The organism is Nonomuraea roseoviolacea subsp. carminata, assembly GCF_024172185.1.
GTDB classification, from domain to species: domain Bacteria; phylum Actinomycetota; class Actinomycetes; order Streptosporangiales; family Streptosporangiaceae; genus Nonomuraea; species Nonomuraea roseoviolacea.
Window position 1 is genome coordinate 3671465 of record NZ_JAMZEC010000001.1, and the last position, 17043, is coordinate 3688507.

Annotated in this window: 11 protein-coding genes; 3 read left to right on the plus strand and 8 right to left on the minus strand. The window is 74.1% G+C overall.

Annotated elements, in window-relative coordinates; translation table 11 throughout:
- Nucleotides 1-26: 26 nt before the first annotated feature.
- From HD595_RS17180 to HD595_RS17205, 6 genes are all read right to left on the minus strand, one after another.
- Nucleotides 27-2828: a DUF5682 family protein gene (locus HD595_RS17180; protein WP_253770228.1), complete on the minus strand. Its 2802-nt coding sequence runs from the start codon at nt 2826-2828 to the stop codon at nt 27-29.
- Nucleotides 2825-3940 carry an ATP-binding protein gene (locus HD595_RS17185; RefSeq protein WP_253770229.1) on the minus strand — a complete coding sequence of 372 codons (1116 nt, stop codon included), beginning with the start codon at nt 3938-3940 and terminating at the stop codon, nt 2825-2827. Before HD595_RS17185 ends, HD595_RS17180 begins: the two co-directional genes overlap by 4 nt.
- A 14-nt stretch (nt 3941-3954) precedes the next feature.
- Nucleotides 3955-5304 (minus strand): VWA domain-containing protein, encoded by a 1350-nt coding sequence (locus HD595_RS17190; protein WP_345022729.1) that lies wholly within the window; start codon nt 5302-5304, stop codon nt 3955-3957.
- Nucleotides 5301-6779, minus strand: a complete 1479-nt coding sequence (locus HD595_RS17195; protein WP_253770231.1) for a hypothetical protein — start codon at nt 6777-6779, stop codon at nt 5301-5303. The genes HD595_RS17190 and HD595_RS17195 overlap by 4 nt, the downstream gene beginning before the upstream one ends.
- Nucleotides 6779-7270: a hypothetical protein gene (locus HD595_RS17200; RefSeq protein WP_253770233.1), complete on the minus strand. Its 492-nt coding sequence runs from the start codon at nt 7268-7270 to the stop codon at nt 6779-6781. Before HD595_RS17200 ends, HD595_RS17195 begins: the two co-directional genes overlap by 1 nt.
- Before the next feature lie 163 nt (nt 7271-7433).
- Nucleotides 7434-9689: a S9 family peptidase gene (locus HD595_RS17205; RefSeq protein WP_253770235.1), complete on the minus strand. Its 2256-nt coding sequence runs from the start codon at nt 9687-9689 to the stop codon at nt 7434-7436.
- A 296-nt stretch (nt 9690-9985) separates the two neighbouring features.
- Here HD595_RS17205 and HD595_RS17210 point away from each other — a divergent pair, with 296 nt between their 5' ends.
- Genes HD595_RS17210 through HD595_RS17220 form a run of 3 tightly spaced genes read left to right on the plus strand, consistent with a single transcriptional unit; the run spans nt 9986 to nt 13123 of the window.
- Entirely contained in the window at nt 9986-10285 is a 300-nt protein-coding gene (locus tag HD595_RS17210) for a hypothetical protein (RefSeq protein WP_253770237.1), read from the plus strand.
- Entirely contained in the window at nt 10285-11394 is a 1110-nt protein-coding gene (locus HD595_RS17215) for a bifunctional WXG100 family type VII secretion target/C40 family peptidase (RefSeq protein ID WP_253770239.1), read from the plus strand. Before HD595_RS17210 ends, HD595_RS17215 begins: the two co-directional genes overlap by 1 nt.
- Nucleotides 11395-11434: 40 nt before the next feature.
- Complete coding sequence (locus HD595_RS17220) at nt 11435-13123, plus strand: RecQ family ATP-dependent DNA helicase (protein WP_253770241.1); 1689 nt, start codon at nt 11435-11437, stop codon at nt 13121-13123.
- A 2-nt stretch (nt 13124-13125) separates the two neighbouring features.
- Here the strand turns inward: HD595_RS17220 and HD595_RS17225 are convergent, their stop codons facing one another.
- Entirely contained in the window at nt 13126-15201 is a 2076-nt protein-coding gene (locus HD595_RS17225; RefSeq protein WP_253770243.1) for a prolyl oligopeptidase family serine peptidase, read from the minus strand.
- The gene (locus HD595_RS17230) at nt 15201-17000 is read right to left on the minus strand and encodes an N-acetylglutaminylglutamine amidotransferase (RefSeq protein ID WP_253770245.1); all 1800 of its coding nucleotides are present in this window, start codon (nt 16998-17000) and stop codon (nt 15201-15203) included. Before HD595_RS17230 ends, HD595_RS17225 begins: the two co-directional genes overlap by 1 nt.
- Nucleotides 17001-17043 lie beyond the last annotated feature (43 nt).

The following is a 17043-nucleotide window of genomic DNA, read 5'->3' on the forward strand; positions in this document are numbered from 1 at the left end:
GTCACCCCTCCTCTCTCCCGGCATTCCTACCCCGTGGGCGCCACCAGAGCGGCGACCGCGAGCGCCGTCTCCGGATGACGGGCCAGCAGCGCGACGGCCTCCGCGTACGCGGGCGGCTCGTCCGCCTGCCAGCCGCCCGCGCAGCCGAGGAGCGCGGCAACGGCGTCACAGGTGTCCGGGTGGGCGCGCAGCAGCTCCGCCACCGGCCCGCTCGCCGCGGCCCCCGGGCCGCCCGCCGCCGCGGGCGCGGCGGCGCGCCGCTCCCAGGGCGGCACCCAGGCGTCCAGTTCCACCAGCCCGGCCGGGAACGTGCGGCCCGCCTCCCGCACCAGCACCGGGACGAGCTCGCGCGCCTGGTCCCGCAACGTCGTGATCAGCTTGGGCAGCCAGGGCAGCAGCACCGCGTCCGGCAGCCGGCCGAACGCCTTGGAGATCACCTCCACCACGAACGGCGTGAGCGCCGGCACCGACTCCAGCGCCTGGACGAACCCGCTGATGTAGAGCGGGAACGACGGCACCACGAGCGGGTTGGCCAGCAGCTCGTCGCACCGCTCCCGCAGCGCGGCGAGCGGCAGCAGCCCGAGCTGCGACTGCGCCGCCCACAGCAGCGCCACCTTGGCCGGCGCCTGCGGATGCGACTGCTGGACGGCCAGTTCGAGCTGGGCCCGGTCGCAGCCGAGCGACAGCGCCAGCCCCTCCATCGAGAACAGGAAGCCCAGCATGGCGCCCACCTGCCGGACCCCGGTGTCCTCGGCCACGAACGCCGTGGGCAGCAGCGTGCAGTAGTGCGCGTAGCCGGTGGTGACGAACGCCTCGCACCAGGCCGGCAGCTCCGGCTCGGCCGCCCGGAAGTGGGCCAGCAGCCGGCGCATGCGGCGCAGCACCTCGGGCGCGTCGTCCACGGTGCGCTCGGCCGACAGCAGCTCGACGGCCCGCGCGCCCAGCTCGTCGGTGAACCGCCGGCTGCCGAGGAACACGATCGAGTCCTCGACCGCCTCCAGCGCGGTCGCGGCCGTGGCCCGCGGGTGCCAGACCGCGCGGCGCAGCCGCCGCTCCAGCACCTGCTCGACCGTGACGCCCTCGTAGCCCAGCTCGATGAGCGAGCGCTGGTGCTGCCCGAGGGACAGGTCCCAGCTCTCCTGGATGGACCGCTCGCCGAGCCGCCGCGTGCCCATGATGGGGCGCACCGCGCCGTCGGGCAGCAGGTAGCGCAGCATCCACAGCAGGTGGGAGCAGGGCGCGAGATGGGGGTCGGCGTCCAGGTTCATCAGCGCCCGCTGGACCGTGCGCTTGTGCAGGTCGAGCCCGAGCGGCTCCAGCCGGTCGTAGACGTCGCGGGCCAGCGGCGGCATCGACGCGTAGCCGACCTGGCCGATCCGGTCGCCGCCGAGCAGGATCTCGCACAGGTGCCGGACGTCGCGCCGGCCGGGCACCACGTCCTTCTCGATGCAGGTGACCGCCGCGTCCTGGAAGTCGTACGGCGTCGGCCGGGCGCGGTCGCGCATGCCCGCGAGCAGGATCGACGTCTCGTACACGGCGATGGCGTCGGCGGTGCTCGACAGGTAGCCGTTGCGGCGGGCCAGCCGGACCAGGTCGACGCACCAGCCGAGCAGCTCGTCCTCGTCGAGACCGCCCAGCTCGGGCGGCTTCGACAGGAACCCGCTGAGCCGGTCCGCCACCGGGCCCGGCGCCGCGAGCCCCGGACCCGCCGCCTTCTTCGGCTTCGCCTTGGACTGCTGCCCCTCCAGCCGGTACGGCCTGGCGCCACCGCGCGAGACGGCCTTGGCCCAGGTCGCCGCCGCGATCGACACCGAGCCCGAGGCCAGGCCGAACTGCGCCTCGATGGCCGAGTGACTCGACGGGATGAGCCCGTACAGCCAGCGCGTGCCCGTGCGCGGCGTGACGGCGTAGGTGTCGGAGCCCGCGAGCCCGAACTCCTCGACGCGGCTGGCCGCGTGGAAGGCGCCGCACACGTACATGCAGCGCCCCGGGTCGGCGCCGGAGGTGGACAGGTGCTCGCGGATGCGCGTCCACATGTGGCGCTCGCGCTCCTCGTCCCGCGCGAGCCGGTCGCCCCGCTCCGGCGCCAGCCGCCTGAACAGGCTGCCGATCAGCACCATCACCTGCCGGTAGGTGTCGTGGTCGGCGTCGAGGAGGGGTCGTTCGACGTACTGGTCCCACCACTCGGACCAGTGGCGCACCTTGCCGTGGTGCAGCAGATGCGCCTCCAGCTCGGCGAAGCGGGGGCGCAGGTCGCCGATCTCGATGCCCACGGCGTCGCCGTGCAGCGCCGCGTCCTCACCGTGCTCGGAATCGGCCTGGATGACAGGCTGCTCATCCTTGTCCAGCCACTGGAAGACGTGGTCGGCCGAGCGGTCCACCAGGACCAGCTCGACGCCGGGCGTCTCCAGCGCGTACGCGATGACCTGGTACTCGGCCGACGCCTCCGTGATGGGCGCGACCACGCTGAGCGGCCCGGAGCCAGCAGGGAAGCCGTCGAGCTCCGTCGCGAACGCCTGCAACGCCACCGGCAGGCGGCAGTTGCGCAGCTCGTCCAGCAGCGGGCGCAGGTCCTCGCACAGCTCCAGGTAGACGACCTCGGGCCGCTTCTCCCGCAGCCGCCGCGCCATCGCCAGCGCCGAGGCCGGCGAGTGATGGCACACCGGGAAGATCTCCAGCTGCTCGCGCAGCGCCCGGTCGACGTCGTCCACCAGGCCCGCGAGGATCTCCGACAGGGAGGCCGGGGCGCCGGCGAAGGCCGCGGCGGCGTCCAGCAACTGCTCGCGCAGGGCTGCGAACGGGCCCTCGACGGCCCCGGGCGAGCTCATGACAGGGTGGCGATCGCCTGGCGGCCGCCTTCGAGGAAGTCCGGCCACTGCCCGCCGTCCTTCTTGCTGCGGGGCTCGACGACGCCGTGCCAGTACTTGTTGAGGATGGCCAGGTCCTCCGGGCTGCGGCGGGCCAGCGAGCCGACCAGCGAGCCGGCGAGGGTCTGCGCGCGCAGGGTCCGGTCGCCGAAGAAGTGGCTGTGCAGGATCGCGTCCTCCAGCACGCCGATCTGCTCGGCCGTGGACAGCGCCGACTCCAGCCGCTCGTCGTCGCTGGAGGCCGACTCGGAGGCGGCCCGCAGGTCGGCGAAGCTCTGCAGCAGGATGTCGAGCAGCGTGGGCGGCACGTCCAGCTCGATGCGGTGGCGGCGCAGCAGCTCGGTCGTGCGGAAGCGGACGATCTCCGCCTCGCTCTTCTTGTTCGTCACCACCGGGATCCGGACGAAGTTGAAGCGCCGCTTCAGGGCCGACGACAGGTCGTTGACGCCCCGGTCGCGGCTGTTGGCGGTGGCGATGATGGAGAAGCCGGGCTTGGCGAAGACCACGTTGTCGTCGTCGAGCTCGGGGATCGACACGTACTTCTCGGACAGGATCGAGATGAGCGCGTCCTGGACGTCGCTGGTGGAGCGGGTCAGCTCCTCGAACCGGCCGATCACGCCCTGCTCCATCGCCGTCATGATCGGCGAGGGGATCATCGACTCGCGGGACTGCCCCTTGGCGATCACCATGGAGACGTTCCACGAGTACTTGATGTGGTCTTCGGTGGTGCCGGCCGTGCCCTGGACGACCAGTGTCGAGTTACGGGAGATCGCAGCGGACAGCAGCTCGGCCAGCCAGCTCTTGCCGGTGCCCGGGTCGCCGATCAGCAGCAGGCCCCGGTCGGAGGCGAGCGTCACGATGGCCCGCTCGACGAAGCTCCGGTCGCCGAACCACTTCTGCTTGATCTCGCGGTCGAGCCCGTCGGAGCGCTCGGAGCCGAGCACGAACAGCCGCACCATGCGGGGGCTCAGCCGCCACGAGAACGGCTTGGGCCCGTCGTCCACGGACTCCAGCCAGTCCAGCTCGTCGGCGTACTTCACCTCAGCGGGGGCACGCAGCATCTCGTCGGTCATGGGCGGGGACTCTCCTAGGTGAGGAAGCTCTTGAGCTCGAACACGAGTTTGCGGATGTGGCCGGAGATCACCGGGGTGCCGAGGTCCTTGAACTTCTGGCGGAACCACGGGTTGACGCTCTGCTGGCCGGAGCTGTTCACGGACCCGACGGGGATGAAGCGCACCCCGGAACGGTGGACGGCCTGGATCCCGTCGAACAGCGGCTGCGACCTGTCGAACTCGTAGAAGTCGGAGATCCACACCATCACGGTGTTGCGCGGCTCGGCGATCTTCGGCCGGGCCATCGCCATCGCGACGGGCCCGTCGTTGCCGCCGCCGAGGTTGGTCCGCAGCAGCACCTCGAACGGGTCGCTGACCCACGGCGTCAGGTCGATCGCCCGGGTGTCGTACGCGATGAGGTGGACGTCCACCTTCGGCAGCCCGGCGAAGATCGACGCGAGGATGGTGCAGTTGACCATCGAGTCGACCATGGACCCCGACTGGTCGACCACCACGATCAGCCGCGAGGGCGTGTTCTTGCGGGCGGTCTGCCGGTAGAACAGGCGGTCGACGTAGAGGCGCTGGTCCTCGGGGCTCCAGTTGGTGAGGTTCTTCCAGATCGTCCGGTCGAGGTCGAGGTTGCGGAACACCCGCTTGGGCGGCACCGACCGGTCGATCTTGCCGACGCTGGTCTGCTCGACCTGGGTGCGCAGGACCTGGGCGACCTCGTCGACGAACCGGCGGATCAGCGCCTTGGCGTTGGCCAGCGCGATGCCCGACAGGTTGGCCTTGTCGCGCAGGAGCTGCTCGATGAGCGACATGCTCGGGGTGAGCTGCCGGGCCAGCGCGGGGTCGGCCAGCACCTCGCGCAGGCGCATCCGGTTGACCAGGTCGCCTTCGAGACCGGCCAGGACGCCGCCCAGCTCGTGGCCGGCGGGGTGGCCCCGCAGGCCGCCGGGCTCGTGGCCGAGGGCGCGCTCGAACCAGCCGGCGTCCTGCTGCCAGCGGTTCAGGTCGCCGGCGGAGACGGCGCCCGAGCCGGTCGCGAACACGTTGAGCAGCAGCTTCGACACGAGCGCGGCCCGGCGCACCTCGTCGGCGCCGATCTCCTCCGACTCGGGCAGGCCGGGCGCCATCAGGCCGTCGAACTCGGCGGCCAGGTCGGGGAAGCGCTGGACGACGTTGTCGACCGAGACGGCCGGGTCGAGCAGGGCGGCGGGCAGACCGAGGTCGCCGACGACGGCCATGCTGCCGTTCTCCAGGGCGGGCTGCTCGTCGGCCTCGAAGACGCGGGACAGCAGTCGCCAGTAGAGGAGCTGCCGCCGGTTGGCGTCGGCGGAGCTCACGCCGGGCTCAGTGGGGGGCTCGGTGGGGGCTTCGCTCATCGCCGCAGCAACCGTCCCGCCCGCTCCTTGAGCACGGCAACGACGTCGCCGGCCTTCGCCTCGGCCTTGACCGCCTTGGGGTCGGTGGGGCCGAGCGCCCAGTCGCCGTTGCCGGCCTCGACCGGCTTGCGCTTGACCGTCGCCTGCACCGCCAGCGGCTGGAGGAGCCACCGGCCGGCGTCCCACCGGACCAGGCCCACGCAGGCGCTGGACGCCGCCACGAGCTGGGGCGTCAGCGGGCCGCAGGAGGGCAGCCGGTCCATGTCGAACGTGAGGGTCCCGCCGTCGAGGGTGAGCGTGCCGTCGTCGCTGGCCGTGTAGCCCTCCACCAGGACCGGCTCGGCGATCCGTACGGGATGCCGGTCGAGGGGCGGCACCGGCGCGGCCGGCGCGCCGGCGAGCTGGAGGCGGGCCACCGCGAACGGGTCGGCCGGCTCGCCCGCACGGGCCCGGTCGTCGTGCCAGACGAGGTCGCCGCCGGGCAGCAGGGGCATACCGGTCAGGTCGAGGGCGCGGTGCTCGGCCAGCGCGGCCAGGAGCACCGGGTGGCCCGTCAGCAGCCGCCACACGGACGGGCCGGTGATGGTGTCCACCTTCATGGCGCCGACGCTCGCGCGCACCAGCCGTTTCGGCTCGCCGCCCGCGGGCTCCAGCACGCCGTGGACCTGCACCTGTACGGCGGTGCCGTGCTCGTGGACGTCCACGCCGAGGACCAGCAGCCGCCCGGACACGGGGACCGCCCCATGCCCTCCGGCCGGCGCGCCCGGCTGGGCCAGCAGCACGGCCCGCGTCCACAGGTCGCCCCACCGGCGGGCGGGCAGGCTCGCCATCAGGCCGATCGGGACGGAGGCGGCCAGCTCGGCCGCGAGCCCGTCGAGCAGCACCGCGAGCCGGCGCGCGCCCGGCTCGGCGAGCAGCGCCTCGATCGTCTGGCTGGAAGCGGAGACGAGGTCGTGGTCGACGCCGCGCCAGCCGGTGATGGCCACCTCGTGCAGCCAGGACCGGCAGGCGGCGAGCAAATTTGCGGGCACGCCGCCCGGCCCTCCGGGCGCGTCCCGCCCACCGGCCGTTTCCGAGGCCGGGGTCGTGTCCGAGACCGGGGTCGCTGGTGGGGCTCCGGATGCGGGACGCGCGGCCGGCCAGGGGTCGCGGTCGCGGCCGAGGGCCGTGTCGAGCCGGTCGAGCAGGCCGTCGTGGACCGCGCCGAGCAGCGCGGCGCGGGCCGCGGCGAGCGCCGCCAGGTGCTCCTCGCCGACCGACCCAGCGGCGATCTTGGCCGCCGCCTCGGCCGCCCGCTCGCCCAGCGGGGTCCCGGCCATGGCCCCGGCCAGCGCCGTCAGCGCGCCGGCCCGCTCCTCGCCGAGCCGGGCGAACCCGCCCGCCAGCGCCTCGTCGAACCCCGCCACCAGCTCCAGCGCCTGCCCGGCCCCGGGGACGTCGCCGTCGAGCAGCGCGGCGATCTGCACTCCCAGCATCAGGCACCAGCTCCCGTCGCCGGGAACCAGTGCAGCTCGGTCACGGCCTGACCCGTGCCCGGCAGCTCCAGGTAGGCGAGGTGGCGCAGGAACCGGCTGAACACCATGGACGCCTGCGTCCGCTCGATCTCGCCGTCCAGGGCGCGGATCAGATTGCCGTCCTCGCCGACCTCGACGCGCAGGTAGCCGGCCACCCGGTCGAGGCCGTACTGGATGACGGCCTCGGCGACCAGCGCCTCCAGGTGCTTGCACGGCCCGCCGTACAGGCCGCCGCAGGGGCGGTTGTTGTTGGTGCTGCAACTCAAGGCGTGGGTGCCGGCGGCGATCGACGAGACGTACACCCGCTCGATGTCGGAGCCGCTCGACACGACGCCCTGCAGGCGCCCGTCGGCCAGCTCGACGAACGGCACCTTGGCCAGCTTGCGCGGCCGGACGGGCGGCACCACCGGCACCACGCTGCGCTGCTCCCACGCGGTCATGTCCGCGCTCACGAACCCTCGACCTCCCAGCACGTACGGCTCGCGGACGCCTGATCGTGCTGCGGCACTACGCGAACGGCCGATTTGATGATCCGAGAATGTACCGGAACCCACCGACAGTCCGGGACCGAACAAGATCACCCCAGTTCGGGGCCTCCGGAGAGGCCCCGGAGCGTCAGGAGGGCAGGGCGCGGCGCAGGAAGCCGAGCTGGTGCAGCAGCAGGTTCTCGGCCACGGACTCCTCGGCGGGCAGGTGGGTGGTGCCCGGCAGCGGCAGCACCTCGTGCGGCCTCCCGGCCGCGAGCAGGGCCGCCGACATGCGCAGCGTGTGGGCGGGCGCCACGTTGTCGTCGGCCAGGCCGTGGATGAGCAGCAGCGGCCGGGTGAGCGACGCGGCCTCCAGGACGGGGGAGCAGCGGTCGTACGCCTCGGGATGCTCGTCCGGGTGACCGAGGTGGCGCTCGCGCCAGTGGGTGTCGTACAGCCGCTGGTCGGTGACGGGCGCGCCCGCGATGGCGGCGTGGAAGACGTCGGGCCTGCGCAGCACCGCCAGGGCGGCCAGGTACCCGCCGAACGACCAGCCCCGGATCGCCACCCGCGACAGGTCCAGCGCGGACCGCCGGGCCGCCGCCTCGCGCAGCCCCTCCACCTGGTCGTCGAGCACCGGGCCGGCGAGGTCGAGGTGGATCTCCCGCTCCCAGGCCGGTCCGCGTCCCGGGGTGCCCCGGCCGTCGATCGCGAGCACCGCGAAGCCCTGCTCGGCGAACCACTGCGACACGTACGTCCACCACGCCTGCTCGGCGGTCACCTTGCGCAGCGCCGGACCGCCGTACGGGTCCATGAGGACGGGCAGCGGGGCGTCGCCCGGCCGGTGCCAGGACGGCAGGAACAGGGCGGCGCGCAGCTCGCGGGGGCCGAGCGTGAGCAGCTCGGTCCGGGGCTCCAGCACGGAGCGTTGGGCGTACGAGACGATCTCCACCGGCGCGCTCCCGGACGCCGGTGAGGAGGCGGTGTGGACGGTGACCCGGGTGCCGGGGCGGTCCAGGGTGCGGGAGAGGAGCACGGTGGTGCCGCCGCTCCGCACCGCGCCGTGGACGCCCGGCTCGGCGCTCAGAAGGCCCGCGCCGCTCCCTTGGGGGTGGGGGGCGGCGGTCAGGGGGTGGGCGCCGGTGTCCGGGTGGTACGACCAGACGTCGGTCCGCGTCGGCTCGTCCGTCGCCGCGAACAGCACGGTACGGCCGTCCACCGCCAGCACGCCGAGGAGCTGGAGGCCGGGCGGCGTCACGGGCACGCCGTCGGCCAGCAGCCGGCGCGTGCCCCCGATGTCGGCGGCGGTGAACAGCACCCCGGCCGCGTCCCTGACGGGCAGGCCGGGCAGGAGCTCCACCCAGGCGTCGTCGCGCTGCTCTGCCAGCACCCGCGTGGCCCCGGTGTCCGGGTCGAGGCCGAGCACCTGGACGTGCCGCTGGTCGCGGGTCTGCACGGACGCGTACGGCCCGGCGGCGTCCCAGCCCGCCTCGGTCAGGTACTCGAACCCCTCGGCGTCCCAGGAGACCGGGGTGGGCGCGGCCTCGCCCACGGCGTCCGCGATCCACAGGCTCACCTCGGCGTTGGCCGTGCCGGCCGACGGGTAGGGGTGGCTGACGGCCGGCCGGGAGGGCTCTGCGGGGTCGGCCAGGTACCGCCGTCGCACCGGCGAGGTGTCCACCCGGGCGACGAGCAGCCGGGCGCCGTCGGGCGACCACCAGTAGCCGCGGTGCCGGCCCATCGACTCGCTCGCGACGTGCTCGGGGAGCCCGAAGGTGACCTCCGGCCCGTCCGGCACGGCCACCGCCCGGTCCTCGCCACCGGCCACGGTGCCCCCGCTCGCCACGGCGCCCCCGCCCTCCGGGGTGACCGCGCCATCCGGAACGCGCCCGCCCTCGTGGGTGACCGCCTCGTCCAGAGAGCGCTCATCCCCCAGGGTGACCACGCGGAGGGCGCCGCCGCTCACGTACGCGACGCGGCGCCCCGCCGGGTCCGGGCGCGGGTCGAGGACCGGCTCGGCCGCGGCGACCGGCCGTACCTCACCGTTGCTCACCCGGACCGTCCACAACCGGCCGGACAGCGCGAAGGCCAGCAGCTCGCAGGCCGCGTCGGCGGCGTACGCGACGATCCCGGACGACAGCTCGCCGGCGCGCTGCCTGCGGGTGAGCTCCTCGGGCGAGAGCCGCTCGTCCGCGCCCATGACCAGCGCGCGGGGGTCGGCGAGGAGGCGTTCGCGGCCGGTGGCGACGTCGAGCGCCCACAGGCAGCTCACCGGATCGTCGCCGGCGCGGCTGCGCAGGAAGACCACGGTGGCGCCGTCGGGCGAGACGGTGATCTTGGCGGGCGCGCCGAGCGTGAACCGCCGGGTGCGGGCGAGCTGGCGAGGCAGGGAGGGGCCGGACATGCTGCTCCTTCGGGTAGCGCGGGACGGCGGGGCGGGGCCCCGGCGCACGCGACGGACATCCGAAAAGCAGCGTGGCCGCCCCGATGGAACAGGAGCGGCCGTATCAGTCCGGGTGACTCTAGCAGAGAGGGGCCGCGACCCGGGCCGCCCACGCCCGCGCGGGCCGGGCCTCCGGACTCGGCGATCTTCTCGTGCGCGTCCAGGTCCTTCGGCTAAAGTGACGGAAGCGCTTATTGATCGCATCCGTTGCAGATGCGGTCATGAGGGGCATCATGGCGATCCGGTGGGCGGTGTAGATGGCGGGTCTCGATCTCCAGTACAAGGCGCTCGACGACGGTCAGGTCGTCGTGCGTGAGCTGGTCAAGGACTACAGCGCGACGGCGGGCGGCTATCCGGCCGCGGCGGCCGACTCCACGATGTTCGGCAAGCTCGACGGCGCCTCGGCCCTCGCGGGCCTGATCGACAGCGTCGAGCGGATCGCCAGCGACGACCTCGAGTACGCCCACCGCCGGCTCTCCGGCGTCGAGTCGGGCCTCGAAGAGGTCGAGACCAACAGCCGCAAGGCCACCAAGGCCGGCACCGTGGCGGCCGTCTGATGGGCGCGACCGAGACCGTTGACGGACTGCCCGGCGGCGGCGCCACCCTGGCCGGCCTGTTGGCGAAGGTCAACGGCAACCCGGCCGGCATCCGCGACGTCGCCAAGCGCTGGCGCGGCACGGCGAGCAAGGTCAGCACCGGCACCGGCAAGCTCGGCACCGCCGTCAAGAACATCGACGCCGGCTGGCAGGGCGGCTCCGCCGAGGACTTCGTCAAGTACATGCGCAACTACCAGGTCGCGGGCGACGCCCTGCATGACACCCTCAGCGGCTGCGCGGGAAGCCTCGACACCGTGGCCGACGCGCTGGAGACGGCCCATTCGAAGGTCAACGGCATCTGCGAGAACGTGCTCGCCCAGGTTCGCTCGTACAAGAAGTCGAACCCCGACGCGACCCAGGAGGAGTTCGACAAGGCCATCGCTCCGCTGGTCCGCCAGGCGATCGGCGAGGCCGAGCCGCACGTCTCGACCGCCAACAAGGCCGTCGGCGACGCCGAGAAGGCCATCCGGGAGTCGATCAAGGCCAAGCAGGTGACGTTCAGGGGCATCAAGCAGGTGAGCGACGACCCGTTCGGGACGACCGGCTGGCAGCCGACCCCCGTGCCCAAGTTCGGCACCACCTCGCTGGCCGGCTACGACGGCGGCGGCGGGAACGGCGGCGCGCCGCCCGGCGGCTACCCCGGCGGGACCGGCGCCGTCGCCACGTCCTTCTCGGGCGGTGGCGGGACGCCCGTGCCGATCGTGGTGGGCAACGGCACCGGGGCCGACATCGTCAACGCCGCGCGCCAGCACCTCGGCCGGCCGTACATCTGGGGCGCCAACGGTCCCACGGCGTTCGACTGCAGCGGCCTGGTCTACTACTCCATGAACCAGGCCGGCATCAAGGTCGGCGACGCGACCGCCGAATCCTACCGGCTCAGCGGCAAGCCCGTGATCGGCCCGCCGCAGCCCGGCGACCTCGTCTTCTTCGGCCAGCCGGCCACTCACGTCGGCATCTACATCGGCGACGGCCAGATGATCCACGCCCCCAAGCCCGGCGACGTGGTCAAGCAGTCGTCGGTCGCCAGCAACGCGGGCATCGGCACCGTCTCCTACCGCCGCTTCACCTGACGCCCGGCATACCGCCGCCCACGGGGGTAGGGGCCGGGCCATGCCAACGCGTACCTCCGGTGACGGCTCGGCCTCCGGTGACGGCTCGGGCGGCGTGCGGGACAGGTGCGAGCGCGCGGCCCGCCGCCTGCTCGGCCTGGACGAGCTGCGGCCCGGCCAGCTCGACGCCATGACGTCGCTGGCCGAGGGCCGCGACACGCTGGTCGTGATGCCCACCGGCAGCGGCAAGTCGGCCGTCTACCAGGTGCCCGCGCTGGTGCTGCCCGGCCCGACCCTGATCGTGTCGCCGCTGATCGCCCTCCAGCGCGACCAGGTGGAGGCGCTGCGCCGGCAACGGCACGACGAGAAGGCGACCAGCGTGGACGCGAGCACGCCGGCGGGCCGGCGGGCGGCCACGTTCGAGGCGCTGCGCGCGGGCGAGACGGAGTTCCTGTTCTGCGCGCCCGAGCAGCTCGCCCGCCCCGACGTGGTGCGCGAGCTGGCCGAGGCGGGCATCTCGCTCATGGTCGTCGACGAGGCCCACTGCGTGTCGGCCTGGGGGCACGACTTCCGCCCCGACTACCTGCGGCTCGGCGCGGCGGCCGAGGCGATCGGCCGGCCGGTGATCGCGGCGCTCACCGCCACGGCCGCCCCTCCGGTACGCGAGGAGATCGTCGAACGGCTCGGCATGCGCGACCCGCTGCAGATCGTGCGCGGGTTCGACCGTCCCAACATCACGCTGTCGGTGCGCCGGGAGCTGTCCGACCCCGCCGACGCGCTCGTCGCGGCGGTCCTGGAGCAGCCGTCGCCGGGCATCGTCTACACGGCGACGCGGCGGCGGACCACCGAACTGGCCGGGCGGCTGGCGGAGGCGGGGTTGCGCGCCGAGGCGTACCACGCGGGGCTGCGGCGGGCCGAGCGCGACGCGGCGCACGGCAGGTTCATGGCGGGCGAGCTGGACGTCGTGGTCGCGACGAGCGCGTTCGGGATGGGGATCGACAAGCCGGACGTCCGGTACGTCTTCCACAGCGAGATCCCCGGCTCGCTGGACGCCTACTACCAGGAGATCGGCCGCGCGGGCAGGGACGGCGACCCGGCCGAGGCGCTGCTGTTCTACCGGCCCGAGGACCTGGCGCTCCAGCGGTTCTTCACCGGCGCCCTGCCCGACGCCGAGACCCTGGAACAGGTGGCCCGGGCGGTCGCGGACGCCGGGGGCGGGAAGGGGAAGGGCGGCGTCGAGCGGAAGGTGCTGTGCGAGCGCGTCGGGTTGTCGGCGCGGCGCCTGACCACGCTGCTAGACCTGCTGCAACGCAGCGGAGCCGTGTGCCTGGAGGCACGCCGCGTCACGCCGGTCGCCGGCGGCCCCGGCCCGGCCGAGGCCGCGGCGCGGGCGCGGGAGCTGGCCGAGCGGCACCGCGAGATCGAGCGCACCCGGCACGAGATGATGCGCCGCTACGCCGAGACCCTCGACTGCCGGCGGCGGTTCCTGCTCGCGTACTTCGGCGAGGACCTCGGGGAGCCGTGCGGCCACTGCGACACCTGCCGGGCGGGGACGGCGCGCGAGCCCGCCCGGGGCGAGGGGCCGTTCCCGGTCCACGCCCAGGTGGAGCACGCGACGTGGGGGCCGGGTGAGGTCATCCGGCGCGACGAGGACCGGCTGACGGTGCTGTTCGAGGAGGCGGGCTACCGGGAGCTGCTGCTGGAGACCGTCGTGGACCAGCGCATCCTCCGCGAGACCGGGAGCCGGTGAGATCAGGGCTTGAGCAGGTGGCGGGTGAGCCAGTCGACGACCCTGCCGACGAAGACCACCCGGTTGGCCGGGCGCCTGATCTCGTGCCCCTCGTCGGGGAACAGCAGTTCCTCGCACACCACCCCGCGCGCCCGCGCCGCCCGGACCGCCTGCTCGGCCTCGTACACGGGCACGTTCGTGTCGTGGACTCCGTGGACGACGAGCAGCGGGGCCTCCAGCCGGTCGAAGTGCCGCAGCGGCGACAGCGCGCGCAGCAGGTCGCGGTCCCGCTCCGGGTGCCCGTACTCGCCGACCGCCGCGGCGGCGATCCACGGCTCGGTACGGGCATAGAAGCTCTCGAAATCCGACATGCCGCACACGTCGATGCCCGTCCGGAAGAGCCGGGGGTGGGTGACCAGGGCGGCCAGGGTCAGGTAGCCGCCGTACGACCAGCCCATGCACGCGAGCCGGCCCGGGTCGGCGACGCCCAGCCGTACCAGCTCGGTGGCGCAGTCGGCGACGTCCTCGATGGCGTGGAAGCGCAGCTCGCGGTCGTCGGCCTCGCGGAAGGCCCGGCCGTGGCCGGACGAGCCGCGCACGTTGGGTGCCAGCACGCCGATGCCCGCGGCGAGCAGGTTGTGGTAGAGCGGGTTGAAGGTCGGCCGCTCCTGGTCCTCGGGGCCGCCGTGCAGGAACACCAGGTACGGCGCGGGCCCCTGGGCGGCCGGGGGCCGGTAGAGCCAGGCGGTCAGGCCGAGGCCGTCGTGCGCCTCGAACTCGATCAGCTCGGCCCGGGGCGCGTGGGCCAGCTGTCCCAGGCCGGCCACCTCCTCGTAGCGTCCGGTGGCGAGGTCGCAGAGCAGCACGTGGGAGGGCTGGTCCGGGCTCTCGGCGGCCATGACCGCCGTGGCGCCGTCGAGGCTCATCCGGATCGAGGTCACGACGTCGGCCGGCAGGGGAGGCAGCGGGGTCACGGCTCCCGTGCCGGTGTCGAGGACTCCCAGGGCGGAGCGGCCGTGCTCGTTCCAGACGAGGACCGCCCACCGGCCGTCGGGGGTCAGGGCGAACTGGTCGAGCTCGGCGTCGTCCCGCCCGGCCAGAACGACGTACTCGCGCCCGGCCCGCACGGCGTCGTCCCACCCGACTCCCTGCATGGCGTGCTCCCGCCCGACCGGCATGGCGTGCTCCCGCCCGGCCTGAACGGCGCGCGACCGCGACACCGTCAGGAGGGCCGGACGGTCGCGGCCCGCGTCCGACAGCAGGTAGGCCGTCTCCCCGTCCGGCGACAGGATGCCGTAGTCGGTCGAGCCGGGCAGGCCGGCCAGCAGCGGCCGCTCGCCGTCCGCGCCCGGCCCGCGTCCGATCAGCGACATGCGCCTGGCGCCCCGCGGCCCCCGGCGCAGCAGCAGCGTGCCGTGGTCGCGGCTCACGGCCGCCGGCCGCAGCAGCGCCCCCGCCGCGACGACCTCGCGGCCTCCGGTCGCGGCGTCCACCAGGACGGCCTCCGTCACCCCCTCGGCCGACGTCTCCGCGACCAGCAGATCCTCACCCCGCCCCGTCCACCGGACGAACGACGCCGACCCGCCGGGCGGCGCGGCGAGCGGGCGCAGGTCGCCCCCGTCCGGCCGTACCGTCCACACCTGGGTGTGCTCGCCGCCGCCGGGCGCGACGAGGACGGCGAGCCGCGCGCCGGTCGGCGCCCACGAGACGTCGCAGACCGGCTCCGGACCGGTCTCGACCGGCCACGCGGACACGCCGCCCAGCAGGTCGGGCTCCGCCCCTGCCCCCGGCGCCTCGAAGCCCGCGCCCGTCAGGCCATGGACCGGGCCGGGCCGGTGGTCCCTGCCGGTCCCGGCCCTGCCGAACGCGCCGGCTCCGTCGCCGGCCTGTGGGGCGCGCCCGGCCGGAGCCCCCACGTGAGCCGCGGACGCGTGGTAGCCGGGCAGCGGCTGGATCCACAACCGAGGACACCCGTCACGGTCGCTGACGTACGCCACCGCGTCGCGGTCGGGCGCCGGCGACGGGTTCCAGCAGGCCCAGGCGTCCAGGCTCGCGGGGGAGGGCAGCGCGGGGAGGGGCAGCGCGGGGAACGGCGCCATCAGACTCCTTGGGCCTGCAACCACAGCTCCAGCAGCCCGAGCTGCCACAGGGTGTTGACGCCGGTGGTGGCGCGGTCGCGGCCGGGGTCGTCGAGCAGCGCCTTCACGTACTCCGGCCGGAACAGCCCGCGCGAGCGGGCCGCCCGGGCGGTGAGCGCGTCGCGGACCAGGTCGAGCACGGGCCCGTCGAGGTGGCGCACGGCGGGGACGGGGAAGTAGCCCTTGGGCCGGTCGATGATCTCGGCGGGCAGCAGCCGGCGGGCGGCGTCCTTGAGCACGCCCTTGCCGCCGTCGGCGAGCTTGAGGCCGTCGGGGCAGGCCGCGGCCAGTTCGACCAGCTCGTGGTCGAGGAACGGGGTGCGGGCCTCCAGGCCGTGGGCCATGGTCATGTTGTCCACGCGCTTGACGGGGTCGTCGATCAGCATGGCGGTGGTCTCCAGCCGCAGGACGGCGTCCAGCGCGGTGTCGGCGCCCGGCCGGGCGGTGTGGGCGCGCACGTACGCGCCGCTGACGTCGTCGTCGAGCAGGTACTCGGGGCTCACGATACCGGCCAGCTCCTCGTGCGGCCGGTCGGCGAACGCGGCCAGGTACGCGTCGCCGGCCTGCTCGCGCGGCACACCGGCCAGCGGCTGGAACCAGCTGTAGCCGCCGAACACCTCGTCGGCGCCCTGCCCGGACTGCACCACCTTGACGTGCCGCGCCACCTCCCGCGACAGCAGGTGGAAGGCGACGCAGTCGTGGCTGGCCATCGGCTCGCTCATGGACCGCACGGCCTCCTCCAGCCCGGCCACGAGACGGCTGTCCGGAATGCGGATGCGATGGTGGTCCGTGCCGTAGCGCCGCGCCATGAGGTCGGAGTAGTGGAACTCGTCGCCGCGCTCGCCGCCCGCCGACTCGAAGCCGATGCTGAACGTGGCCAGCCCCTCCTGCCCCTCCTCGGCCAGCAGCGCGAGGATCAGGCTGGAGTCCAGGCCGCCCGACAGCAGGACGCCGACCGGCACGTCCGCCACCATCCGGCGGCGCACGGCCGCGCGCAGCGCCTCCAGCACGGCGTGCCGCCACTCGTCGTCGCCGAGGCCGGCGTGCTCGGGCAGGGCGGAGCGGGTGTAGGCGGGGTCCCAGTAGCGGCGGTCGGTGCTGGTGCCGTCGGGTTCGACGGTCCGTACGGTGGCGGCGGGCAGCCTGCTGACGCCGTTGAGGATGGTCCGCTCGCCGGGCACCAGGGAGTGGAAGGTCATGTAGTGGTGCAGGGCGACCCGGTCGATCGTGGTGTCCACGTCGCCGGCCGCCAGCAGCGCGGGCAGGGTGGAGGCGAAGCGCAGCCGGTCGCCGTCGCCGGACAGGTACATCGGCTTGATGCCGAGCCGGTCGCGGCCCAACGTCAGCCGGCCGGTGTCGCGCTCGGCCACCGCGAAGGCGAACATGCCCTTGAACCGGTCGACGCACTCGCCGCCCCACCGGTGGAACGCCTTCACCAGCACCTCGGTGTCGGAGGTGGAGAAGAACCGGTAACCGGCGGAGCGCAGCTCCTCGCGCAGCTCGCGATAGTTGTACAGGCAGCCGTTGAACACCGCGGCGAGACCCAGCTCGCCGTCCACCATGGGCTGCGCCGCCTTGTCGGACAGATCGATGATCTTCAGGCGCCGGTGTCCCAGGGCGACCGGCCCCATCGACCACAGGCCGGAGCCGTCGGGTCCCCGTTCGCGCATCGCCTCGGTCATCCGGTCCACGGCGCCCATGTCCGCCGGTTTCCCGTCGAAGCGCATCTCACCGGTCAGGCCGCACATCCGTCCGTCCACCTTCCGTCATCTCACACCGGTTCTCGGGCATCGCTTGCCGTGA

Coding starts and splice junctions, on each gene's coding strand:
- HD595_RS17225 (WP_253770243.1), bottom strand. CDS start 15,201: ATGGCGCCGTTCCCCGCGCTGCCCCTCCCCGCGCTGCCCTCCCCCGCG.
- HD595_RS17205 (WP_253770235.1), bottom strand. CDS start 9,689: ATGTCCGGCCCCTCCCTGCCTCGCCAGCTCGCCCGCACCCGGCGGTTC.
- HD595_RS17195 (WP_253770231.1), bottom strand. CDS start 6,779: ATGCTGGGAGTGCAGATCGCCGCGCTGCTCGACGGCGACGTCCCCGGG.
- HD595_RS17180 (WP_253770228.1), bottom strand. CDS start 2,828: ATGAGCTCGCCCGGGGCCGTCGAGGGCCCGTTCGCAGCCCTGCGCGAG.
- HD595_RS17185 (WP_253770229.1), bottom strand. CDS start 3,940: ATGACCGACGAGATGCTGCGTGCCCCCGCTGAGGTGAAGTACGCCGAC.
- HD595_RS17190 (WP_345022729.1), bottom strand. CDS start 5,304: ATGAGCGAAGCCCCCACCGAGCCCCCCACTGAGCCCGGCGTGAGCTCC.
- HD595_RS17215 (WP_253770239.1), top strand. CDS start 10,285: ATGGGCGCGACCGAGACCGTTGACGGACTGCCCGGCGGCGGCGCCACC.
- HD595_RS17210 (WP_253770237.1), top strand. CDS start 9,986: ATGGCGGGTCTCGATCTCCAGTACAAGGCGCTCGACGACGGTCAGGTC.
- HD595_RS17220 (WP_253770241.1), top strand. CDS start 11,435: ATGCCAACGCGTACCTCCGGTGACGGCTCGGCCTCCGGTGACGGCTCG.